Genomic DNA, 23,673 nt, shown 5'->3' with positions numbered 1-23,673 from the left:
CACGTCAGTCCCGCGAGACAAGCTCCCGCAGGGCGGCGACCAGACGGTCGACGTGCTCCTCGGTGGTGCCGATCCCGATCGAGGCACGGACGGCGGAGGCGGTGACGTCGTCGCAGCCACCGTCCTTGGCTCCGAGGAGGTGCCGGACGAAGGGGTGGGCGCAGAACTTGCCGTCGCGCACGCCGATGCCGTACTCACCGGACAGGACCTCGGCGACCTCGCGGGCGGTGAAGCCGTCCACCACGAAGGAGACGATGCCGACGCGGGGGTGGCCGGGTCCCCACAGGGAGAGCTCGTGGACGCCCTCGACGGCGGCGAGGCCGGCGCGGAGGCGTCCGATCAGGCGCTCCTCCTCCCGGAGCAGCGCGCTCCAGCCGGTGGCGGTCAGCGCGTCGCAGGCGGCGGCCAGGGCGATGGCGCCCAGGACGTTGGGGGTGCCGGCCTCGTGGCGGGCCTCGGGGTCGGTGTGCCACTCGGTCCCGTCGTCGTCGACGGCCTTCACCGCGCCGCCGCCCCGCAGGTACGGCTCCGCCTCCGACAGCCAGTCGGCGCGGCCGATCAGGGCGCCCGCGCCGAACGGGGCGTAGAGCTTGTGGCCGGAGAAGACCACGTAGTCCAGGTCCAGCGCGGTCAGGTTGAGAGGGCGGTGCGGGACGAGCTGGGCGGCGTCGACGAGGATGCGGGCGCCGTGCCGGTGGGCGATATGGGCCAGGGCGGCGATCGGCCAGAGCTCGCCCGTGACGTTGGAGGCCGCGGTCACGACCAGCAGCGTGGGGCCGTCGATCCCGGCCAGTACCTCGTCGACGGCGCGGACCGCCTCGCCGGGGAGGGCGGGAGGCGCGAGCCGTACGGTGTCGGCCCAGGGCAGGAGCGAGGCGTGGTGCTCGGTGTCGAAGACCACGACGGTGGTCCCCTCGGGCAGGCTGCGGGCCAGCAGGTTGGTCGCGTCGGTGGTGTTCCGCGTGAAGATCACCGCGTCGCCGGGGCGCGTGCCGATGAAGGAGCGGACCGTGTTCCGGGCCTGCTCGTAGCGGGCCGTGGTGAGCTGGGAGGCGTATCCGGCGCCGCGGTGGACACTGGAGTAGGCCGGGAGCGCGGCGGTGACGGCGGCGCTCACCGGCTCCAGACAGGGCGCGCTGGCGGCGTAGTCGAGGTTGGCGTAGGGGACGAGCCTGCCGCCCTTGGCGGGGACCTCAAGGTCCGAGCCGAGAACCCTGGGGATCCGCCGATCGTCGGAGACGCGGGTCGAGGGGACGGCTGCGGCGGTGGTGGAGATCGTCAGTGCGGACACGCCAAGGCTCCTTGGAGGTCATCGGACCCCAACCCATGGCGTTGGTGCGTGGAGCCCGCGCTTGCCCGGCACACCTCGTGCCGGACCAGGTCCTCACCCGGGGCACCCCGCCGCGGACGCGAGGGTTGCCGGCCAGCGAGCCGGGGCTTGTCACTGGCACTCATGACCTATGGGGGGAACTATAACCGACGCCACGGGCCGGACAAGCAGACTGAGTCTTAAGTCAACATTAGGATGCTTACGTGCGCTTTGATCCTTGGAATCCGGAATTCGTCGCCCATCCCTACGAGGTCTACGACGAGCTGAGGCGGCAGCGCCCGGTCAGCTTCTTCGAGCCGACCGGCCAGTGGCTGATCGCCCGGCACGCCGACGTCAACGCGCTGCTGCGCGACCGCAGGCTCGGCCGCTCCTACCTGCACGTGGCCACGCACGCCGAGTTCGGCAGGCCGGACGACCCCGAGTTCCAGGACCCGTTCTGGCGGGTGGTCAGGGCCGGGATGCTGGACGTCGAGCCGCCGGTCCACACCCGGCTGCGGCGGCTGGTGTCCAAGGCGTTCACCCCGCGCATGGTCGAGGCGCTCCGTCCCAAGGTCGCCCGGATCGCCGGCGAGCTGGTGGACGGGTTCGTCGAGCGCGGCGGCGGTGACCTGATCGCCGAGGTGGCCGAACCCCTCCCGGTGACCGTGATCGCCGAGATGCTCGGCGTTCCCGAGGCCGACCGGCACCTGCTGCGGCCCTGGTCCGCCGACATCTGCGGGATGTACGAGCTCAGCCCCTCGGTCGAGGCCCAGCACACCGCGGTGCGCGCGGCGGAGGAGTTCTCGGCCTACCTCGTCGAGCTGGCCCGTGCCCGCCGGGCGGACCCCGGTGACGACCTGATCAGCGCGCTGGCCCTGGTGGCGGACGAGGGTGACAAGCTCACCGAGGAGGAGCTGGTCGGCACCTGCGTGCTGCTGCTCAACGCCGGGCACGAGGCCACCGTCAACGTCACCGGCAACGGCTGGTGGTCGCTGTTCCGCAACCCGGCCGAGCTGGAGCGCCTCCGCGCCGACCACGGCCTGCTGCCCACGGCGATCGAGGAGCTGATGCGGTGGGACACCCCGCTGCAGATGTTCGAGCGCTGGGTCCTGGAGGACATCACGGTGGGCGGGGTGGACATCCCGCGAGGTACCGAGGTGGCGCTGCTGTTCGGCTCGGCCAACCGCGACCCCGAGGTGTTCGCCGACCCCGACCGCCTGGACGTCGGCCGGGTGGACAACCCACACATCTCCTTCGGCGCGGGCATCCACTTCTGCCTGGGCGCGCCGCTGGCCAGGATCGAGCTGGTCGAGTCGTTCGGCGCGCTGCTGCGCAAGGCGCCGAAGCTCGAACTGACCGCCGAGCCCACCTGGGGCCCCGGCTACGTCATCCGAGGCCTGGAGTCCCTCCAGGTCCGCGTCTGACCCACCCCGCCCGGTGCCGATCTGTCTGCGGGCTCCGTCTTCAGAGGCGGTCCTGGGTGAGCCAGCCGAAGGCGCCGAGCCCTTCGGGGGCGATCAGCTCCGCCTCCTCCGAGGACCTGGCCAGGGCGTGGAGGTAGCCGCGGGGGTCGCTGCGGGCGCGGTCGACGGGCGGGCGGGAGCCGGTGACGCCGAGGGCGCGTAGTGCCTGCCGCTGGGTGGTCAGGGCCGTCGTGACGGCCCCTGCGCGCTCTCCGGCGGCCGCGCAGGCGTCCAGGGCCACGTGGGCGGTGATGTCGCACGAGCCGTCCGGCACGGGCGCGACGAGTGCCCCGTCGCGGTAACCGGCCAGTGTTCCGTACGGCGGGCGGCCGTCCACAGGGTGTGCGTAGTCGATCGCGATCGCCCGCCCGCGGGCCAGCCGTACGATCACCGACGCCCAGGCCTCGTCGCGGGGCCTGCCGATCTCGGCCCGCTCGCCCACCGCCCGCATCGGCCACCAGCGGGCCAGCCAGGCCAGGTCGGCCTCCTGCGGCCTGTCCCCGAGCCGTTCCGCGCCGCAGGCGGGGTCGACCAGGACCAGGCGGGGGCCGTCCGCCGTCTGCTCGGCGATGTCCACGGGCACGTTGTCCAGCCACTCGTTGGCGACCACGAGTCCGCCGATCCCGTCCGGCACGGCCGCGGCCCAGCCGATCTCCTCGGGCAGCCGGGCGGGCCGGGGAGCCAGGTCCACCCCGGTCACCCGCAACCGGGAACGCAAAGAGGGCGGGGCGACGGCGAGCACCCCGGCCGCCAGCCCGCCCTCGCCCGCGCCGATGTCCACCAGGTCGACCGCCGACGGGTTGCCGAGCGCGGTGTCCACCGCGACGAGCTCGCGCAGCACGGCCTCGGCGAAGACGGAGGAGGCGCCGACCGAGGTCCGGAAGTGCCCCGAGGGGCGCTCGCGCAGGTAGAAGCCGTTCTCGCCGTAGAGCGCCTGCTCCATCGCGGCGCGCCAGGTGAGCCACACGTCCACAGACGCTACAACCTTCTGGCCGTCGGGCGGCGCGGATCCTCCGGCGGGGCGGGCTTCACAGTCGGCTGCCGTTTTCGGACACGGGACTTTACCCGGTTGCGGTAGTCAGGCGCATTACCCTTGTCAACTGGGCATGGAGCCCCACGTGGTCGAAGGACGGGACGTCATGTACGCAGGTGATCGCCCGGCACGGCTGGCCGTCGGAGTGGTCGGGGCGGGCCGGGTCGGCTCGGCGCTCGGCGCCGCGCTCGCCCGGGCGGGCCATCAAGTCGTCGCCGCCAGCGGGGTCTCCGACTCCTCCAGGGATCGGGCGGCCGAACGGCTCGGCCTGGCACCCATCACGCCGGAGGACGTGGTGGCCCGGTCGGATCTCATCCTTCTGACGGTCCCCGACGACGTGCTGCCCGGACTGGTCTCCGGCCTGGCCGAGACGGGTGCCGACCTGCGGGGCAAGCTGGTGGTGCACACCAGCGGCGCGTACGGCCTGGCGGTGCTGAACCCGGCCATCAAGGCAGGGGCGCTTCCGCTGGCGCTCCACCCGGTGATGACCTTCACCGGCAAGGACGATGACCTCCGCCGGCTCGTCGGCATCTCCTACGGTGTCACCGCACCCGAGCCGCTCCGCCCGGTGGCCGAGGCACTGGTCATCGAGATGGAGGGCGAGCCGGTCTGGATCGAGGACGAGGACCGGCCGCTCTACCACGCGGCCCTGGCGAGCGCGGCCAACCACATGGTGACCCTGGTCGCGGAGTCCTCCGAGCTGCTCAGGAAGATCGGCGTGGACCAGCCGGACCGGATGCTCGGCCCGCTGCTGGGCGCGGCTCTGGACAACGTGCTGCGGCTCGGCATCGCCGGGCTGACCGGCCCGGTGGTGCGTGGAGACGCGGGGACGGTCCGCAAGCACGTGGACGCGCTGATCGTGGCGGCACCCGAGGCCGCGGACGCCTACGTGGCCCTCGCTAGGCTCACGGCGGACCGGGCGCTGGCGGCCGGGCTGCTCAAGCCCGAGGCCGCAGAGCGCCTTCTGGATGCCCTGGGAGGCAACACATGGACGTGATCGTGGCGGGCGACCGCGCAGAGCTGGCCGAGGCGAGGCGGGCACTGGGGATCGGCGGGACACCCCCGGCGGAGGCGTCCCTGGCGCTGGTGCCGACCATGGGCGCTCTGCACGAGGGGCACCGCTCGCTCATGCGGCTGGCCCGGGAGAGGGCCGAACACGTGGCCGTGAGCATCTTCGTGAACCCGCTGCAGTTCGGCCCTAACGAGGATTTTTCCCGCTATCCCCGGACATTCGACGCCGATCTGGAGGTCTGCGCGGCAGAGGGCGTGAGCATGGTGTTCGCCCCCTCCGTGGAGAAGATGTACCTGCCGGACCGGCAGGTCGGCGTCTCGGCCGGGGAGATGGGCACGGTCGTCGAGGGGGCGTTCCGCCCGGGACACCTGGACGGCATGCTGACCGTCGTGCTCAAGCTGTTCAACCTGGTCCGGCCGGACGTGGCCGTGTTCGGGCAGAAGGACGCCCAGCAGCTCGCGATGGTCCGCCGGATGGTCGCCGACCTCGACCTGCCGATCTCCATCGTCGGGGGGCCCACGGTCCGGGAGGCGGACGGCATGGCGCTGTCCAGCCGCAACCGCTACCTGTCCCCTGAGGACCGCGGGGCGGCGCTGGCCCTGTCCCGGGCCCTGTTCGCGGGGGCCGCGCAGCGGACGCCGGAGGAGATCCGCCGGGCCGCGTGTGCCGTGCTGGCGGCGGAGCCCGCGGTGGCCGTCGACTATCTGGTCCTGGTGAACCCGGCGACCTTCGCCGAGGTCCGCGAGGACCACACGGGTGAGGCGATCCTCGCCGTGGCCGCCAGGGTGGGATCCACCCGGCTGATCGACAACGTGACCATCACCCTCTGACGGAGCCATCCCCGGCACCACGGCCACACTCGATCCGGGCGGCTCCCATTTCCCGCTCCATCAACCGGTCAACGGTCCCGGTCGTTAGGGACACCCCGGGGAAGAAACACTGTGCGGCGCGCGTTATCGTCACATTGACGAAATGAAGAGCCGCTAAACACCCCCGCGAGGAGGCGGTTATGGCGATCCCCGCCATTCCCCAGAGGTTGACCGCGCCCGCTCCGGGCTGGACGGTCGAGGCCGACGTGGTCGTGGTGGGCTCCGGTATCGCGGGGCTGACCCTGGCGCTGCGGTATGCCGGTCTCGCCCCCCGGGCGAAGGTCCTGGTCGTCACCAAGGACGTGCTGTCGTCGGGGTCCACCCGCTGGGCGCAGGGCGGGATCGCCGCCGTGCTCGACCCGCAGGACACCCCCGCCGAGCACCTGTCCGACACCCTCATCGCGGGCGTCGGGCTCTGCGACTCAGAGGCCGTCCGGGTACTGGTGACCGAGGGCCCCGCCGCGCTGCGCGGACTGATCGCGATGGGCGCCCGGTTCGACACCGACGACTCGGGCGAGCTCCAGCTCACCCGCGAGGGCGGCCACCGGCGCAACCGCATCGTGCACGCGGGCGGCGACGCCACCGGGGCGGAGGTGCAGCGGGCGCTCGTCCAGGCCGTCAGGGAGTCGGCGATCGAGGTGATCGAGCACGCGCTCGTGCTCGACCTGCTCAAGGACGCCGACGGCCGGACCGCGGGGGTCACCCTGCACGTCATGGGCGAGGGCGAACGCGACGGCGTGGGAGCGGTCAGGGCCGGGGCCGTGGTGCTGGCCACCGGCGGCATGGGCCAGGTCTACGCCGCCACCACCAACCCCGTCGTCTCCACCGGCGACGGGGTGGCACTGGCGCTGCGGGCCGGCGCCGTGGTCAGGGACCTGGAGTTCGTCCAGTTCCATCCGACCGTGCTCTGGCTCGGTGAGGAGGCGACCGGCCAGCAGCCGCTGATCTCCGAGGCGGTCCGGGGCGAGGGCGCGGTGCTGGTCGACGCCGAAGGCACCCGCTTCATGAAGGACGTCCACGAACTCGCCGACCTCGCGCCCCGCGACGTCGTGGCAAAGGCGATCATGCGGCGGATGCGTGAGACCGGTGCCGACCACATGTACCTCGACGCCCGGCACTTCGGCGAGGAGAAGTGGCGCACCCGCTTCCCGACCATTCACGCGGTCTGCCTGGAACACGGCATCGACCCGGTCGTCCAGCCCATCCCGGTCGCCCCGGCAGCCCACTACGCCAGCGGCGGCGTCCTCGTCGACCTGCACGGCCGTACCAGCGTGCCGGGCCTGTACGCCTGCGGCGAGGTGGCCTGCACGGGCGTGCACGGCGCCAACCGGCTGGCCTCCAACTCGCTGCTCGAGGGTCTGGTCTTCGCCGGGCGGATCGCCGAGGACATCCACGCGGAGCGGCGAGCCGGTGCCACGGGTTCCGGCGTGGAACGGGACCCGCGAGAGGGTGGGAAAGGCGTGGCCACGGCCGGCGTGCGGCCCGCATCCGGTGAGCCGGTGCCCGACGACCGGCCCACCGGCCTGGTCGACCCCAGGGCCAGGCCCAGGATCCAGGGACACATGAGCCGGGGCGCGAGCGTGCTGCGCAGCCAGGAGTCCCTGACCGAGGTCGCCAAGGCCCTGGTGAGCACCCGGTGGACCCCGGTGGCGGTGGAGCCGTGCACCGAGTCGTGGGAGGCCACCAACCTGCTGACGGTCGCGTCGGCGCTGGTGGCGGCCGCACGTAATCGCGAGGAGACCCGCGGGTCACACTGGCGTGAGGACTTCCCCGAACGGAACGATGCGTGGTGGCTGGGCCACCTCGATGTGACCCTGACAGCGGAGGGAATGACCATGACGTACGTGCCGCACGGGCAGCGCACGACCGTGCTGCCGCCCCAGGTGGAGGCGGACCTGATCGAGGCGGGTCTCGACCCGGCCGCGGTGACGGCGCTCTTCAGAGCCGCTGCGGACGAAGACGTCCAGGCCCCGGGTGACGTCACCAGCCTCGCCACCATCCCGGCGGGACAGACCGACACCGCCGACGTGGTGGCCCGCGCGGACGGGGTGGTCTGCGGGCTGGCCGTCGCCGAGGGCGTGTTCTCCTACCTGAGCGAGGGCCGTCTCACGGTCGGGCGCCGGGTCAAGGACGGCGAGCACGTCGCGCGGGGCGACGTGCTGATGACCGTCACCGGTCCCACGCGGGACCTGCTGACCGCCGAGCGGACCGCGCTCAACCTGCTCACCCACCTGTCCGGCATCGCGAGCCTCACCGAACGCTGGGTCCGGGCCGTGCGGGGAACGGGCGCGCGGATCAGGGACAGCCGGAAGACGCTGCCCGGGCTGCGGGCACTGGAGAAGTACGCCGTCCGGTGCGGGGGCGGAGTCAATCACCGCATGTCGCTTTCGGACGCCGCGCTGATCAAGGACAATCACGTGGTGGCCGCGGGTGGAGTGGCCGAGGCGTTCCGTGCGGTGCGGGATGCCTACCCCGGTCTGCCGATCGAGGTGGAGGTCGACCGGATCGACCAGATCGAGCCGGTGCTCGCCGAGGGGGCCGAGGAGATCCTGCTGGATAATTTCACCGTGGACGAGCTGGCGCTGGCCGTACGGCTGGTGGACGGCAGGGCGCGGCTGGAGTCAAGTGGGGGATTGACCTTGGAATCGGCCCGTGACGTGGCCGAAACAGGTGTTGACTACCTTGCCGTGGGGGCGCTCACCCACTCGGCGCCGGCCCTTGACATCGCATTGGACCTTCGGGGGAATTGATGCTGCTTGCCATCGACGTCGGTAACACGCACACCGTTCTCGGCCTGTTCGAAGGCGACGAGGTCATCGAGCACTGGCGGATCGCCACCGACGCCCGGCGCACGGCCGACGAGATAGCCGTCGTGCTGCAGGGACTGCTCGGGCAGTCGCCGCTGCTCAAGGGCACCGACGTCGACGGCATCGCGCTCTGCTCCACGGTGCCGTCGGTGCTCAACGAGATGCGCGAGATGTGCCGCCGCTACTACGGCGACGTCACCGCGGTGATCGTCGAGCCCGGCATCCGCACCGGGGTGCCGGTCAGGATGGACAACCCGAAGGAGGTCGGCAGCGACCGGATCGTCAACGCGCTGGCGGCCATCCAGCTGTACGGCGGGCCGTGCATCATCGTCGACTTCGGCACCGCGACCTCCTTCGACGCGGTCTCCGCCAAGGGGGAGTACGTCGGCGCGGTGACCGCTCCCGGCATCGAGATCTCGGTGGACGCGCTGGCCTCGGCCGGGGCGCAGCTCCACAAGGTGGAGCTGATCCGGCCGCGCTCGGTGATCGCCAAGAACACTGTCGAGGCGCTCCAGTCGGGCATCATCTACGGTTTCGCCGGTCAGGTGGACGGGATCGTCGAGCGCATGGCGGCCGAGCTGGCCCAGGACCCGGACGACGTCACCGTCGTCGCCACCGGCAGTGCGGCGCCGCTCGTGGTCAGCGAGGCGCGCTCGATCGACGTGCACGAGCCGTGGCTCACGCTGATCGGTCTCCGGTTGATCTATCACCGCAACACCGCCTAGCACGGACATCGGTAACCTTGCCCTGTGACCGATGACGTGACGAACCCAGCCGAGGATCTGCCCGAGCAGATGCGCGTGCGCCGGGAGAAGCTCGACCGCCTCCGTTCCGAAGGCGTCGACCCCTACCCGGTGAACTTCCCGCGCACCGCGACCAACGCCGAGATCCGTGAAAAATATGCCGATCTCACCGCTGACACCGCGACCGGCGACAAAGTGGGCGTTACTGGGCGGGTCATGCTCTCCCGGACCGGAGGCAAGCTCTGCTTCGCCACCATCCGCGATGGTTCCGCCGATCTCCAGATCATGATCTCCCTGGACAAGGTGGGCGACGAGTCCCTGGCCGCGTGGAAGCGCGACGTCGACCTCGGTGACCACGTCGGCATCGAGGGCGAGGTCATCACCTCCCGCCGGGGCGAGCTGTCCATCCTCGCCGACCGCTGGGCGATCACTTCAAAGTGCCTGCGCCCCCTGCCGGAGAAGCACGCCGGGCTCACCGACCCCGAGGCGCGTGTCCGCCAGCGTTACCTCGACCTCATCGTCAACGACGAGGCACGGGAGATGGCCTACACCCGTAGCGCCGTCGTGCGGGCGATGCGTGACTTCTGGCACGGCGAGGGCTACCTCGAGGTCGAGACGCCGATGCTCCAGCGGATCCACGGCGGTGCGACGGCCCGGCCGTTCAAGACCCACATCAACGCCTACAGCATGGAGCTCTACCTCCGCATCGCGATCGAGCTCTACCTGAAGCGGCTCGTGGTGGGCGGCATCGAGAAGGTCTTCGAGATCAACCGCAACTTCCGCAACGAGGGTGCGGACGCCACCCACAACCCCGAGTTCACCATGCTCGAGGCCTACGGGACGTATCTCGACTACAACGACATGGCCGACCTGACCCAGCGGATGATCCAGCGTGCGGTCGTGGCCGCGCTCGGCCACTCCGTGGTGACCCACGAGGGCCAGGAGATCGACCTGGGCCTGCCCGAGTGGCCGAGGATCACCCTCTACGGGGCGGTGTCGGAGGCGCTGGGCGAGGAGATCACCACCGAGACACCGCTGGAGCAGGTCCGCAAGCACGCCGACGCGCACGAGATCCGCTGGGACCCGAAGTGGGGCCAGGGCAAGCTCGTTCAGGAGATCTTCGAGGAGCTCGTCGAGCACACTCTCATCCAGCCCACGTTCGTCATGGACTACCCGCTGGAGACCTCCCCGCTGACCCGCCAGCACCGGGACAACCCGCTCCTCACCGAGAAGTGGGACCTGATCGGGTTCGGCACCGAGCTCGGCACCGCCTACTCGGAGCTGGTCGACCCGGTCGAGCAGCGCCGCCGTCTCACCGAGCAGTCCCTGCTCGCCGCGGGCGGCGACCTCGAGGCCATGCAGCTTGACGAGGACTTCCTCACCGCCCTGGAATACGCGATGCCGCCCACCGGCGGTATGGGTCTTGGCGTGGACCGGCTTGTCATGGCCTTCACCGGTAAGAACATCCGCGAGACGATCCTGTTCCCCCTGGTCAAGCCGGCGGGCTGAGCCTGACGGGAGTGTGACCGTTCCGCACACCGGCGGCGCCGGATGCGGCCAGAGGGCCGTGTCCGGCGCCGCCGTCGTGAGGGCCTGCGGCTCGGCTCCTCCCGTACGGTCAGAGGGCCAGACGGCCGAGCAATTCCGGCCGGGTCGGCGTGTAGCGCAGAAACTCCATTTTCTGCATGCCCCATATCGGGGATGATCGGCTACACCGACCAGATACTCCCCAAATACTGAAAAGGTGGTCTTGTCCTCCTCGCATTGAGAGGCGATTTTCCCGACGCCATCAGAGGGGTGGACGATCTACTCGTCGGAGAGTGTGGGGGAGAGCGCCTCTTTCCCGGCGCAATGGGAGTGGACGGCGCCGACCGGGTGGCCTGCCTGGAGGCGGTCTCGTCGACGGAGGCTCCGGCGAAACCTTGTTCTGCGAAGACTCCGGTCGTAGCGGCCGGCGGGTGGCGACGGGTGCGGGTCTTGGCTCTACTCCAACTTAACCGCCAAGACGCTGACATATCACAAGTAGTTCATGTGATGATCGCCATGTCAATAGCGCTTGCCACCTCTATGGAGAAGAGAACTTGACGACCTTTGAACAAGGCGTTTACCGTTCCTGACGGGCGGCCTTGATTCCAACAACATACTCACGCCTGAGTTCCAGTGCGGGGGGAGCGACTCTAGATGGCATATCCGGAAGTGGATTCCCGTCGTGGCGACAGCCTCCTGGGCATGGGCGAGATCGGTCTCAGTGACGAAGATCTCGTGCTCCTGGCAGAACTTGCCAAGGGCGTCACCGTGGACCGGGTGGGGCGTCGTCTCGACATCAGTGGCCGGACCGTCCGGCGCAGGCTCCGCGGGATCTGCGACCGCATCGGCGTGGCCACCGCGATCGAAGCCGTGGCCTGGGCCGCCCGCCGTCGTCTGATCTAGACCCGGCCGGCTGCCTCAGTCGGCGATCCGCACGCCGCCGGCGAAGGGGCGGTTGTCGATCGAGGCGATGTGGATGACGTCACCCGTCCGGGGGGCATGGACCATCAGGCCCGCGCCGATGTAGATCCCGACGTGGTGCAGGTCGCTGTAGAAGAAGACCAGGTCCCCGGGGCGCAACTCGCCTCTGGAAACGTGGGTGCCCGCCGTCCACTGGTTCCCGGTGTAGTGCGGCAGGCTGATGCCCACCCTCTGGTAGGCCCACATGACCAGGCCGGAGCAGTCGAAGGAGTTGGGGCCTTCGGCGCCCCAGACATACGGCTTGAGCTGCTGGGTGAGTGCCCAGCGGGCGGCCTCGGCGGCCTTGCCGCTGCCGACGATCGGCACGCTGAGCCTCACCCGGCTGCCCGCGGCGCTCTTGACCCGGCTGCGCACCTCGCTGAACAGGCTGCTCTCGACCCTGGCGACCAGCCGCTCGATCTTGGTGCGCTTGGTGTCGATCTCCGCGAGGAGTTGCCTGACCTCGCTGGTCCGGGCCTTGGCGCCGGCCTGCGCCCGTTCGGCGCTCTTGATCGCCCGGGCGACCTGGGCGACCTCCTCGCTCTGCTGCTGCTGGAGGGCGTAGTTCGTGGTGGCCTGGTCGAGGAAGGCGTCGGGGTCGGCCGACTGGGTGAAGACAAGAGCGGAGCTCAGCCCCCCCGACATGTAGGCGCTCTGCGCCAGAAGGGAGGCCTTGGTGCGCCGGGACGCGAGCTCGGACTCTCTGACGGAGAGGATCTTCTTGGCGACCTCGGCCGCGCGCTGAGCCTGCTTGAGCTTGACCCGCCCGCCGTTGTACTGCTCGGTCAGCGTTTCGATCTCGACGTGCAGTTTCTCGACCTCTTTGGCGCGCTCCTGGAGGCTGGGCTGCGGATCGGCGGTGGCCGTGACCAGAGGGGTGCCGAGTGTCAGGGAGGCGAAGGCCAGTCCGATGACCGCCATCCGGCAGGTGCGTCCACGCGAGGCGTGTCCTCGGCGGGCATGTCTGCCTCCGCGCTCTCCCTCCGGGTTGCGCGTGCGCTTCACCAACAGGCTCCTCTCTCGGCCGCCTACCGGGTTAGCTGACGGGTTCGGGCCGGAGACAGCCCTACCGGAGTGCCGGTAGCACCCCGGATTCACCCCAGGGACGTGAGGGTGGGTCCCCGGTTCCCCGGATCGGGGATTCGGCGGGTCAGCTCTTTACCATCGCTGACATCGAGGAGGGACATTAGTGCAATTGGAGGTTCATGCTCAACCAGAACTACAAACTCGGTAGAGCTTTCGCAACTGACATGTCACGGGAAGATCACATACCTTCATGATCAACATGCGCATTACCCTGGTTTTATCAGCCTTTCGGGGCGCGCGGGGCGGAGGTCTTCGCAGGTCCGGGGTCGCGCGAAAGGCGGGCGCCGGCCTGGTGCCGGCATCATTGACCCGATGTGATCGTTGAGTTACCGCGGGTTATCTGGTGTATGTGGGTCTGGAGTTAAGGGTGGGCCGTAATTCACGACCGTCGAGGACGTACGCTGATCGGTCATGGAGCAGGTTGCGGAGCATTCCCTCACGCCGGCCGGGCAGGACACCGGACCCGCGGGCCGGCGGACGGAGGCCGGGGGCGAGAGCGTGGATGCGGAGCGGGGTCGGCCGGGCGCTGAGGCGGACGCGGCCGCGATCGTGGTACGGCGTGCCCGCACCCGGGACGTGCGCGTCATCCGGCGGCTCGTCGACACCTACGGGGGAGTCGGCCGGCGCCTCCTGGAGAAGGCCACGGTCACCCTGTACGAGGACGTCCAGGAGTTCTGGGTGGCCGAACAGGCGGGCACCGTCGTCGGCTGCGGGGCGCTCCACGTGCTTTGGGAGGACCTCGCGGAGATCCGTACCGTCGCCGTCGACCCCGGCTGCCGAGGGCTGGGCATCGGCCACCGGATCGTCTCGGAACTTCTCCGCACCGCCGGCGAACTCGGGCTGCGCCGGGTCTTCTGTCTCACTTTCGAGGTCGACTTCTTCGCCCGGTATGGATTCCAGGAGATTCAGGGCACCCCCGTCTCTCCGGAGGTCTACGCCGAACTTCTCGCCTCCTATGACGAGGGTGTGGCGGAGTTCCTCGATCTGGAGCACGTCAAGCCGAACACCTTGGGAAACACGCGAATGCTGCTCCATCTGGCGCGGGACCGCGGCTGACATGACCTCGACGATTACCAATAAGAAAGGTGACTGTCGATACCTATGTCGATACCTTGTGCTCCAGCAAGCATGTGAGTCTTACGGATGCCGCATGCGCAGTCGAAGTGAGGTGACGCGGTGAGCCCCGGACAACCGCCGTATCAGGACGATCCCGACCGCGATCGCACCCCGTCGGGACAGCCGGAATACGGGCAGTACAACGCGGGCCGGGACCCCGGCGAACCTGATCCCGACGTGACAATTGTGGGATACCGAGCGGAAACCTCGCAGCCGCACACCGGTCCGGGGCAGGCCCAGCCCGGTTACGGGCAACCGCAGGACTACGGGCAGCCCGGCTACGGCCAGCAGCAGCCGTACGGTCAGCAGCCCGCCTACGGGCAGCCCGCTCAGGAGCAGTCTCCCTACGGACAGCAGCCGGGCTACGGTCAGCCGCCCGGGACCGGCCCCTACGGTCAGCCCGACCACGGTCAGCAGCAGCCGTACGGCCAGCAGCCCGGTTACGGTCAGCAGCCCGCCTACGGGCAGCCCGCTCAGGAGCAGCCTCCCTACGGACAGCAGCCCGGTTACGGGCAGCCGCAGGGCTACGGGCAGCAGGGTTATGGCCAGCAGCAGCCGTACGGTCAGCAGCCGGGCTACGGGCAGCCGCCGGGGACCGGTCCCTACGGTCAGCCTGACTACGGCCAGCAGCAGCCGTACGGCCAGCAGCCGGGCTACGGGCAGCCGCCGGGGACCGGCCCCTACGGTCAGCCTGACTACGGCCAGCAGCAGCCCTACGGCCAGCAGCCCGCTTACGGCCAGGGCTACGCGCCGCAGGGCGTGACACCCCCCGGCGTCCCCGCCCCCCTCGCGGAGTGGTGGCAGCGCCTGCTGGCCCGCATCCTCGACGGGCTGATCGTGGGCGTCCCCGCGGGCATCGTGGGCTCCCTGGTCTCGCTGCCGTTCGCGCCGTCGTTCGACGCCAAGACCTTCACCGCGACTGGTGACTTCGCTCTGCAGACGCTGGTCTCCGGGCTCATCATGGGGCTGGCCCTCATCGGCTATGAGATCTTCATGCTGATGCGCAACGGCACCAGCGTCGGCAAGCAGGTCATGGGCATCAAGGTCGTCCCGCTGGGGGGCCAGCTGGCCGGGGGCCTCGACATGACGAGCGCGGCCAAGCGAGCCCTCGTGCTGTTCGGTACCTACGTCATCTACGCGTTCAGCAACCTGCTGGGAATCCTCATCGGCACGCTGCTCATCCTGGTGGCGGGAGGCTTCTCGCTGGTGAACGTGCTGTGGCCGCTGTGGGACAAGCCTCTGCAGCAGGCTCTGCACGACAAGCTGGGCGGGACGGTCGTCGTCAAGACCAAGTAGTCCGTGAATATCGGGGTTGGCGGGATGAACCGCCGGCCCCGATTTTTACGTGTGAGTGGAAAAACGGGCGCGGTGACGATCTTCCGTCGCGGCGCGCGGGAAGTGCGGAGCTATACGTGCCACCGGGAGGAAGGTTATGGTCGCCTCCCCGTGCCTCGGCGCCGACAATCATGGCCGATCGTTGATCCGCCGATCGCGGGCTCCTATGAGTAACCAATGAGCGGTCACTTGCCGCCGCCGGAAGTTCCGGTACCGGCGGCCAAATGGTGGAAGTGCCGGTCCACCCGCACTGTCGGCGGCTCCGTCCCCGTGACGCTCTGCGGGATTCTCTCCCCCTCTTCTCGGTCATCTTCCGAGCTTCCGGTCGGTACACCAAGACCTTCCGCCGATCCAGGGATGGATCCCATGGTGTTGCCGGGGTTGTTGACGCCTCTGAGCGCGTTTGGTGGTTATACGGGGTACGACTATGTCCCGCATGCCGGAGACGGACGTACTCTTGGTAAGAAAACGATGAAGGCCCGCCTTCTTACGTACGATGGTGTCGCACCGCGAGCTACCGGCCAGATGGAGCGGGCGGCTCTTCAGCAGGGCGTTCTCACCCGGTGGGGACAAAGTTGATCATCATGTGATCGCTCCGTCGATTTTTCCGCCCGGCTTTACGGAGTGCAACCGGTAAGACGGCTGGAGAGAAGCATTAAGGTAGTGAACGGCCGACATGGCCGCCCCCGTGACGTCCACCGCCCGCCGGTGACGCTATGGTCATCGGTGGGCGGATCCGACGTGATCCAGCGAGCTCCCGGCACGGCCGGGGATGCCGCCGCCAAAAATTCCATGGTCCCTAGAAAGTCACCCCAGGTACGGAGCGAGGACGAATGAGCGACGTATTGTCCGCGTTGATACCTCCAGTGGTCGTCGGCGGGGCCTTCATCTACGGAGTGGTCAAGCTTCTTCGCAGTGAAGCCGCCGGCCTCCGCCCGGCAAAACAGCGGGACCGGGCTGAGTCGGAGAACAGCTGATCAACTCTCGGCCCGGGTGCCCGGCGAGAATCGCCGGGCTCCTGGAATTGCCGCTCTCCGATTGCGGGTATATGTTTAGCTAGCGAATGAAACAATACTCCGCGAAAGGATTGCGTAGATGGCCAAGCAGATCCAGGAGATTCTCATCGACGACCTCGATGGGGGCGAGGCCAATGAGACTGTCGCCTTCGCGATTGACGGCACCAGCTATGAGATTGACCTGAGTGACGTAAACGCGAAGAAGCTCCGCGACTCCCTGTCGCCTTTCGTGCAGAGCGCTCGCCGTTCCGGCGCGCTGACCCCCCGACGCCGCCGTGCAGGTGGCACTCGGGCACTGACGAGAGAGAAGAGCGCTGACATCCGGGCGTGGGCGAAGTCGCACGGCCTCAATGTCAGTGAGCGCGGTCGAATCGCCTCCAAGATCGTCGAGCAGTACGAAGCGGCTCACTAGACCGTTGAATCATGCGGTTATGGCGGCCACGGTGGGGTCCGGTGGCGGCCATGACCGCATGATGCGTTTGAGCGGCCGACAAACGTCGTTCGCTTGCGGCGTATCGGGAACATCTCACCCCCCGTAAGTAGTTGGATGGAGGGTGAACGCCCTGCTCTCGGGGAACGTCTTCTGCATAGAGCGGTCGCCGGGTCGGGGCTACCATGCGGGATGACAGGGCCCGGATCTCCCGGACCTGCCTTACCGCTCTGTGAGGAGCGACGAGATGTTCGAGAGGTTCACCGACCGCGCACGGCGGGTTGTCGTCCTGGCCCAAGAAGAGGCCCGGATGCTCAACCACAACTACATCGGTACGGAGCACATCCTTCTTGGTCTGATCCACGAAGGTGAAGGCGTTGCCGCCAAGGCTCTGGAGAGCCTCGGCATCAGTCTTGAAGGTGTGCGTCAGCAGGTCGAGGAGATCATCGGCCAGGGACAGTCTGCGCCGTCGGGGCACATCCCGTTCACCCCGCGCGCCAAGAAGGTCCTTGAGCTGTCGCTCCGCGAAGCCTTGCAACTGGGTCACAACTACATCGGCACCGAGCACATCCTGCTCGGCCTCATCCGTGAGGGCGAGGGCGTCGCCGCCCAGGTGCTGGTGAAGCTGGGCGCAGATCTCAACCGCGTGCGACAGCAGGTCATCCAGCTGCTCCACGGCTACCAGGGCAAGGAGCCAGCCGCCGCAGGAGGTCCGCAGGAGGCCGCGCCGTCGACCTCGCTCGTGCTGGACCAGTTCGGCCGCAACCTGACCCAGGCCGCTCGCGAGGGCAAGCTCGACCCGGTCATCGGCCGTGAGAAGGAGATCGAGCGGGTCATGCAGGTCCTCTCCCGGAGGACCAAGAACAACCCTGTCCTGGTGGGTGAGCCGGGCGTCGGCAAGACCGCCGTCGTCGAGGGGCTGTCCCAGAAGATCGTCAAGGGCGAGGTCCCGGAGACCCTCAAGGACAAGCAGCTCTACACCCTGGACCTGGGCGCACTGGTGGCGGGCTCCCGCTACCGCGGTGACTTCGAGGAGCGCCTGAAGAAGGTCCTCAAGGAGATCCGCACCCGCGGCGACATCATCCTGTTCATCGACGAGCTCCACACGCTCGTCGGCGCGGGCGCGGCCGAGGGCGCGATCGACGCCGCCAGCATTCTCAAGCCGATGCTGGCCCGCGGCGAGCTGCAGACCATCGGTGCCACCACCCTCGACGAATACCGCAAGCACCTGGAGAAGGACGCCGCGCTCGAGCGCCGCTTCCAGCCGATCCAGGTGGCCGAGCCCAGCCTCAGCCACACGATCGAGATCCTCAAGGGCCTGCGCGACCGTTACGAGGCACACCACCGGGTCTCCATCACCGACGGCGCCCTGGTGGCCGCCGCCCAGCTCGCCGACCGTTACATCAGCGACCGGTTCCTGCCGGACAAGGCGATCGACCTCATCGACGAGGCCGGCTCGCGCATGCGCATCCGCCGCATGACCGCGCCGCCGGACCTGCGTGAGTACGACGAGAAGATCGCAAACGTGCGGCGCGACAAGGAGTCCGCGATCGACGCGCAGGACTTCGAGAAGGCCGCAGCGCTGCGCGACCAGGAGAAGCAGCTCCAGCTCAAGCGGGAACGCCGTGAGAAGGAGTGGAAGGCCGGCGACATGGACGTCGTCGCCGAGGTCACCGAGGAGCTCATCGCCGAGGTCCTCGCCACGGCCACCGGCATCCCGGTCTTCAAGCTCACCGAGGAGGAGTCCCAGCGACTGCTCCGCATGGAGGACGAGCTGCACAGGCGGATCATCGGCCAGGACGACGCCATCAAGGGTCTGTCCCGCTCGATCCGCCGCACGCGCGCCGGTCTGAAGGACCCGCGCCGTCCGGGCGGTTCGTTCATCTTCGCCGGCCCGTCCGGTGTCGGTAAGACCGAGCTGTCCAAGGCGCTGGCCGAGTTCCTGTTCGGGGACGAGGACGCGCTGATCATGCTGGACATGTCCGAGTTCATGGAGAAGCACACCGTCTCCCGGCTCTTCGGCTCCCCTCCCGGCTACGTCGGATACGAGGAGGGCGGCCAGCTCACCGAGAAGGTGCGGCGCAAGCCGTTCTCCGTGGTCCTCTTCGACGAGATCGAGAAGGCGCACCCGGACATCTTCAACTCACTGCTGCAGATCCTGGAAGACGGTCGCCTGACCGACGCCCAGGGCCGGGTGGTGGACTTCAAGAACACCGTCATCATCATGACGACCAACCTCGGCACCCGGGACATCTCCAAGGGGCAGGGGGTCGGGTTCGCGAAGTCCAACGACACCGAGTCGAACTACGACCGGATGAAGTCCAAGGTCCAGGAGGAGCTCAAGCAGCACTTCCGGCCCGAGTTCCTCAACCGCGTCGACGACATCGTGGTCTTCCACCAGCTCACGCCGAAGGAGATCATCAAGATCGTGGACCTGATGCTCGCGCAGGTCGGTGAGCGTCTGAAGGACCGCGACATGGGTCTGGAGGTCACGCAGGAGGCCAAGCAGCTGCTGGCCGACCGTGGCTACGACCCGGTGATGGGCGCCCGCCCGCTCCGCCGCACGATCCAGCGTGAGCTGGAGGACTCGCTGTCGGAGAAGATTCTGTACGGCGAGCTCCGTCCCGGTCAGATCGTCAAGATCAGCATCGAGGGTGAGGGCGACAACGCGAAGTTCGTCTTCGTCGGTGAGGCCGGCCCGGACCAGGTTCCGGACTCGGCGGCCGCCATCGCGGAGCCGATCCAGCACTGATTCCACCAGCAGAGACAGACCCCGCCACGGAGAGATCCGTGGCGGGGTCTGCTCATTTGTTACCTAATAAGGTGCACCGCCACCACAAGTAGTACTACACTCTGTAGAGTGAATCGGGTTTAGCCTCACTCAAATGATCAACGGATCGTGGTGAGGCCGGTCCCGAGGTCAGCCCGGTGGCGTACCGAAGAATCAACTCCAGGAGTGACGCGGAGATCGGTGCCCGTACGGGATCCTCGTCGGGCCGAGCCGAGTTCCCGGCAGGGAAGGGCCTTGTAGCTCTGACGCCATAACCGTCGGCGTAGGGCGATCGCCCTCACTTACACGGATTACTCCTGGGAGGCATCGGATGCGTTTGCGACACGAGGGCGGGACGCTCGTTCATCTGTCCTACAACGCGGGCGTGCATCCCGCCGAGGACCTGGAGAACCTGATCGCGCACCTGACCCGGTACGCGGTCCCGGTGCGCAAGCGCCTCGGCGTGGAGCGGATGGGTGTGGGCCTCTGGCTCGCCCCGAGCGTCGCCGATCACCTCACCGCCGACCGGATCGAGCTGGTGCGCCTGCGCCGTTCCCTTGAGGAGCGCGGTCTGGAGGTCGTCAGTCTCAACGGCACCGGCGGACGTAACCAGGAGGCCCCCGGTCCTGACTGGGCCAAGCCCGAGCGTTACCGCTACACGATGGCACTGGCCAAGATCCTGGCCTTCCTGCTGCCGGAGGACGTCCGTTTCGGAAGCATCTCCACCATCCCCATCGGCTGGCGCCGCGACTGGCCCGCCGACCTGCACGCGATCGCCTCGCGCCGGCTGGAGCGTCTCTCCCGCGAGCTGCGCGGTATCTACAGCGTCACCGGCAAGACGATCAGGGTCGGCTTCGAGCCGTGGCCCGGCTGCGTGCTGGAGACCACCGAGCAGGCACTGGAGCGGGTGGGCGGCATCGACTCCGAGCATCTCGGGGTCTGCCTGGACGCCTGCCACCTCGCCGCCGGCGGGGAGGAGCCCGGAGCCGCCCTGCGCGGTCTCGCGGCCGCCGGCGCTCCCGTGGTGAAGCTCGGCCGCGTCCACAACCATGTGAGCGAGGCGCACCAGGAGCTGCCGAGCACCCGCTCGGTCCTGGAGGACACCCTCACCGCCATGATCTCCGGCGCGGTGAACGGCACCGCCCACATCGAGGTCGAGACCCACAACCAGGCCGTGCCGCTACGGGCCAAGGGTCCCGGCGCCCTGGTCAACATGCTCGCCGACGAGCTCGACTGGACCCGCAACAACCTCACCGCGCTCGGTCTGCGCCTGGCCGCCTGAACCGGTCATCCGGGGAGGCGGTAGGTGCCGTCGTCGAGGACCTCGGCCAGGCCGTCGGCTACGAGGCCGTCGAGAGCGCGCTCCCGCTGGGGGGCGCTCTCCCAGACCACGTCGAGAGCGTCCTTGGGGACAGGTCCGTGAGCCTGGCGCAGGACGGCGAGGAGGCGTCCACGGCACTGACGGTCGGTGCCCGCGTAGGTCTGGCCCTTGCGGGCGGGGCCGTCGTAGGCCGGCTTGCCGGCCAGGCGCCAGGCGCACAGGCCGCTGATCGGGCAGTCGGCGCAGCGGGGGGCGCGGGCCGTACAGACCAGAGCGCCCAGTTCCATGACGGCGACGGCCCAGACGGGGGCGTCGCCGGGGCCGGGCAGCAGCGACTCGGCGAGCCGTCGTTCGGCGGACGTGGTGGCCTTCGGGGGATACTCCTCGCCGCGCACGGCCCGGGCCAGTACCCGGCGGACGTTGGTGTCGAGAACGGCGTGCCGGCCTCTGAAGGCGAAGCTGGCCACCGCGGCCGCGGTGTACTCGCCGATGCCGGGGAGCGCCAGCAGGGTGGCGTGGTCGGCGGGGACCTCGCCGCCGTGCCGGTCGGTGATCGCGCGGGCGCAGGCGTGCAGGTTGAGGGCCCGGCGTGGGTAGCCGAGCCGTCCCCAGTGGCGTACGGCCTCCCCGGGGGTCTCCTTGGCGAGCGCGGCGGGTGTCGGCCAGCGCTCCATCCACTCGGTCCAGACGGGCAGCACCCGGACCACCGGTGTCTGCTGCAGCATGATCTCGCTGACCAGGATCGCCCAGGGAGAGGCGTCGGGGGTGCGCCAGGGGAGATCGCGGGCGCTCTCGGCATACCAGTCGAGAACGGGTTCCAGTAGGAGGTTCGGCTCGGGCACCTTCCGACGATAGTGCCGAACAGGTCCCACTTCCCCACCTCCCCTCGCCGAAACGGAACCGGTAGCGGCGGGTCGCTCCTCAGGACTCGCGAGAAATCTTCATACTGTGCGTATGGATCCGCACACGTTCCGTAGCGACATAGGGGTGGACGTCTACTGGCGGCGTCGGATGGCCGCGCTCATCGGTGTGCTCGTGGTGGTCGCCGTCGTCGTCTGGGCCTGCTCGTCGAGTGGGCCGGAGAAGACGTCGAAGGTACAGGCACCGCTCAGCGGATCGCTCACGCCGGATCCGATCGTGACCGTCCTGCCCACGGTGACGGTCACCCCCTCGCCGAGCCCGACGTCCACCCACCGGGTGGCGAAGGCCACCGTCAGGGCCAAGCGGCCCGGTGACGCCTGTGACTCGCCCGACCTGGTGCTGAACATGCAGGGCCGGGGAGACGTCTACGGGCCGGGCAGCCGGCCCCGGTTCCTCCTCACACTGGTGAACATCGGCAAGGTGATGTGCACGGCCGACGTCGGGCCCCGGGCGATGGAGGTCCGAATCACCTCCGGTAGTGATCGCGTCTGGTCCTCGGCCGACTGCGTCAGCGGCGACGTCGATGACATCCGCCGGCTTGAGCGTGGCATCCCGTACGTCCGGGAGATCGAGTGGGACCGCCGCCGGTCCGGCGGCGACTGCACGGCCAAGCGTGACGGCGTCCAGGCCGGCACCTACGTGGCCGTGGTCCACAGCCCCGGACTGAAGAGCCACAAGAGCGTCTTCCACCTCCGCTAGCGCGCGGTGCGGGCGTCTCCGGACCTTGACCGGGTTTCCAGGGCTGAGACGCTTGCTCCCCGCCGAGAACGTCCCGGTCGGCGTCCGGTGCGGGACCTAGACGTAACGTTCCAGAATGGAGGACTCGGCCAGCCGGGAGAGGCCCTCGCGGATGTGACAGGCTCTGGCCGCGCCGACCCCGCTCACCTCCTGGAGGTCGCCGATGCTGGCGGCCAGCAGCTTCTGCAGACTGCCGAACTGGTCGACCAGGCGGTCGACCACCGTGTTTGGGAGGCGGGGAACCTTGGCCAGCAGGCGGTAGCCCCGAGGACTCACCGGGCCGTCCAGGGCGTCGTTGCCCGAGTAGCCCAGGACCTGGGCGACGACGGAGAGGTCGATCAGGTCGCTGGGGGACAGCTTGTCGAGATCGTGCAGGGCGTTGGAGAACGTGCGCGGGCGGCGGTCCGTCACGGGCAGGTAGTCACGCACGATCAGCTCGCGGTCGGTCTCGGTCCCGGCCACCAGTTCGTCGAACTGCAGGGACAGCAGGCGGCCGTCGGTGCCGAGCTCGACCACGTAACCGGTGATCTCCTCGGAGATACGCCGGACCATCTCCAGTCGCTGGGTGACCACCGCGACGTCGCGGACCGTCACCAGATCCTCGATCTCCAACGCCGACAGCGTGCCGGACACCTCGTCGAGGCGGATCTTGTAGCGCTCAAGGGTGGCCAGGGCCTGGTTGGCCCGGGAGAGGATCGCCGCCGACTCCTCCAGCACGTAGCGGAAGCCGTCCAGGTAGAGGGCGATGATCCGCATGGACTTGCTGAGAGAGATGACGGGCAGGGACGTCTGCACGGCCACCCGCTGGGCGGTGCGGTGCCGGGTGCCGGACTCGTCGGTGGGAATGGACGGGTCGGGCATCAGGTGCACGGCCGCGCGGACGATCCTGAGATCGCCGGCGTTCAGCACGATGGCGCCGTCCATCTTGGCGAGCTCGCGCAGCCGCGTGGCGGAGAACTCGACGTCCAGTTCGAATCCGCCGCTGCAGATCTCCTCGACCGTGTCGTCGTAGCCGAGCACGATCAGGCCGCCTGTATGACCGCGAAGAATGCGCTCCAGGCCGTCGCGTAGCGCGGTGCCCGGAGCCACCGCGGCCAGGACGGCTCTGCGGCGTTCGTCGAGCCCTCTGTGTGCTGGCACCTGACCCCCGTGGTCTGCGTATCATCCTTAGCTTAGCGGCGGAGGTTCTTCTGAGCCTGAACAGGCAGATGATCAGC

General features: G+C 69.0%; 18 protein-coding genes and 2 riboswitches. Of the genes, 13 read left to right on the top strand and 5 right to left on the bottom strand.

Going from position 1 to position 23,673, the window contains the following annotated elements:
- Positions 1-4 precede the first annotated feature (4 nt).
- Complete coding sequence (locus tag ACIN94_RS24980) at positions 5-1,291, bottom strand: aminotransferase class V-fold PLP-dependent enzyme (RefSeq protein ID WP_400710443.1); 1,287 nt, start codon at positions 1,289-1,291, stop codon at positions 5-7.
- Between the two features lie 52 nt (positions 1,292-1,343).
- Positions 1,344-1,459: riboswitch (SAM riboswitch) on the bottom strand.
- Between the two features lie 74 nt (positions 1,460-1,533).
- Here ACIN94_RS24980 and ACIN94_RS24975 point away from each other — a divergent pair.
- On the top strand, positions 1,534-2,733 hold the full coding sequence (locus ACIN94_RS24975; RefSeq protein WP_400710440.1) for a cytochrome P450: 1,200 nt from the start codon (positions 1,534-1,536) through the stop codon (positions 2,731-2,733).
- A gap of 40 nt (positions 2,734-2,773) precedes the next feature.
- Here ACIN94_RS24975 and ACIN94_RS24970 read toward each other — a convergent pair whose 3' ends face one another.
- Positions 2,774-3,745 (bottom strand): SAM-dependent methyltransferase, encoded by a 972-nt coding sequence (locus tag ACIN94_RS24970; protein ID WP_400710437.1) that lies wholly within the window; start codon positions 3,743-3,745, stop codon positions 2,774-2,776.
- 166 nt (positions 3,746-3,911) lie between these two features.
- Between ACIN94_RS24970 and ACIN94_RS24965 the strand changes: the two genes are divergently transcribed.
- The 6 genes from ACIN94_RS24965 (at position 3,912) to ACIN94_RS24940 (ending at position 11,666) form a co-directional block, all read left to right on the top strand.
- Positions 3,912-4,802, top strand: a complete 891-nt coding sequence (locus ACIN94_RS24965; protein WP_400710603.1) for a Rossmann-like and DUF2520 domain-containing protein — start codon at positions 3,912-3,914, stop codon at positions 4,800-4,802.
- Positions 4,793-5,647, top strand: coding sequence for a pantoate--beta-alanine ligase (gene panC, locus ACIN94_RS24960; RefSeq protein ID WP_400710434.1), 855 nt, complete (start codon positions 4,793-4,795; stop codon positions 5,645-5,647). Before ACIN94_RS24965 ends, panC begins: the two co-directional genes overlap by 10 nt.
- 179 nt (positions 5,648-5,826) lie before the next feature.
- On the top strand, positions 5,827-8,436 hold the full coding sequence (locus ACIN94_RS24955) for an L-aspartate oxidase (protein ID WP_400710431.1): 2,610 nt from the start codon (positions 5,827-5,829) through the stop codon (positions 8,434-8,436).
- The gene (locus ACIN94_RS24950) at positions 8,436-9,218 is read left to right on the top strand and encodes a type III pantothenate kinase (protein ID WP_400710428.1); all 783 of its coding nucleotides are present in this window, start codon (positions 8,436-8,438) and stop codon (positions 9,216-9,218) included. The genes ACIN94_RS24955 and ACIN94_RS24950 overlap by 1 nt, the downstream gene beginning before the upstream one ends.
- Before the next feature lie 24 nt (positions 9,219-9,242).
- Complete coding sequence (gene lysX, locus ACIN94_RS24945; protein ID WP_400710425.1) at positions 9,243-10,745, top strand: bifunctional lysylphosphatidylglycerol synthetase/lysine--tRNA ligase LysX; 1,503 nt, start codon at positions 9,243-9,245, stop codon at positions 10,743-10,745.
- Positions 10,746-11,417: 672 nt separating this feature from the next.
- The gene (locus ACIN94_RS24940; protein WP_081453369.1) at positions 11,418-11,666 is read left to right on the top strand and encodes a LuxR C-terminal-related transcriptional regulator; all 249 of its coding nucleotides are present in this window, start codon (positions 11,418-11,420) and stop codon (positions 11,664-11,666) included.
- Between the two features lie 15 nt (positions 11,667-11,681).
- Here ACIN94_RS24940 and ACIN94_RS24935 read toward each other — a convergent pair whose 3' ends face one another.
- Entirely contained in the window at positions 11,682-12,728 is a 1,047-nt protein-coding gene (locus tag ACIN94_RS24935) for an NlpC/P60 family protein (RefSeq protein WP_400710421.1), read from the bottom strand.
- A 5-nt stretch (positions 12,729-12,733) separates the two neighbouring features.
- A riboswitch (cyclic di-AMP (ydaO/yuaA leader) is annotated at positions 12,734-12,881 on the bottom strand.
- Between the two features lie 339 nt (positions 12,882-13,220).
- Between ACIN94_RS24935 and ACIN94_RS24930 the strand changes: the two genes are divergently transcribed.
- The 5 genes from ACIN94_RS24930 (at position 13,221) to ACIN94_RS24910 (ending at position 20,758) form a co-directional block, all read left to right on the top strand.
- Positions 13,221-13,865: an amino-acid N-acetyltransferase gene (locus ACIN94_RS24930; RefSeq protein WP_400710418.1), complete on the top strand. Its 645-nt coding sequence runs from the start codon at positions 13,221-13,223 to the stop codon at positions 13,863-13,865.
- Between the two features lie 120 nt (positions 13,866-13,985).
- On the top strand, positions 13,986-15,221 hold the full coding sequence (locus tag ACIN94_RS24925; protein ID WP_400710415.1) for an RDD family protein: 1,236 nt from the start codon (positions 13,986-13,988) through the stop codon (positions 15,219-15,221).
- Positions 15,222-16,355: 1,134 nt separating this feature from the next.
- On the top strand, positions 16,356-16,688 hold the full coding sequence (locus tag ACIN94_RS24920) for an Lsr2 family protein (RefSeq protein ID WP_400710412.1): 333 nt from the start codon (positions 16,356-16,358) through the stop codon (positions 16,686-16,688).
- 265 nt (positions 16,689-16,953) lie between these two features.
- Positions 16,954-19,458 carry an ATP-dependent Clp protease ATP-binding subunit gene (locus ACIN94_RS24915; RefSeq protein WP_400710409.1) on the top strand — a complete coding sequence of 835 codons (2,505 nt, stop codon included), beginning with the start codon at positions 16,954-16,956 and terminating at the stop codon, positions 19,456-19,458.
- Positions 19,459-19,807: 349 nt separating this feature from the next.
- The gene (locus ACIN94_RS24910; protein ID WP_400710406.1) at positions 19,808-20,758 is read left to right on the top strand and encodes a TIM barrel protein; all 951 of its coding nucleotides are present in this window, start codon (positions 19,808-19,810) and stop codon (positions 20,756-20,758) included.
- Positions 20,759-20,763: 5 nt separating this feature from the next.
- On the opposite strand, the gene ACIN94_RS24905 is transcribed toward ACIN94_RS24910, so the two are convergent.
- On the bottom strand, positions 20,764-21,639 hold the full coding sequence (locus ACIN94_RS24905) for an A/G-specific adenine glycosylase (protein ID WP_400710403.1): 876 nt from the start codon (positions 21,637-21,639) through the stop codon (positions 20,764-20,766).
- A gap of 112 nt (positions 21,640-21,751) precedes the next feature.
- On the opposite strand from ACIN94_RS24905, the gene ACIN94_RS24900 reads away from it, so the two are divergent.
- Positions 21,752-22,417, top strand: a complete 666-nt coding sequence (locus ACIN94_RS24900; RefSeq protein ID WP_400710400.1) for a hypothetical protein — start codon at positions 21,752-21,754, stop codon at positions 22,415-22,417.
- Between the two features lie 96 nt (positions 22,418-22,513).
- Here ACIN94_RS24900 and disA read toward each other — a convergent pair whose 3' ends face one another.
- Positions 22,514-23,596, bottom strand: a complete 1,083-nt coding sequence (disA, locus tag ACIN94_RS24895) for a DNA integrity scanning diadenylate cyclase DisA (RefSeq protein WP_400710397.1) — start codon at positions 23,594-23,596, stop codon at positions 22,514-22,516.
- Between the last annotated feature and the right edge of the window lie 77 nt (positions 23,597-23,673).

Origin of the sequence: Streptosporangium sp. NPDC087985 (genome assembly GCF_044741965.1) — a bacterium.
Taxonomy (GTDB): Bacteria; Actinomycetota; Actinomycetes; order Streptosporangiales; family Streptosporangiaceae; genus Streptosporangium.
The sequence above is the reverse complement of the archived record's forward strand: the minus strand, read 5'-3'. Positions and strand labels throughout refer to the sequence as shown.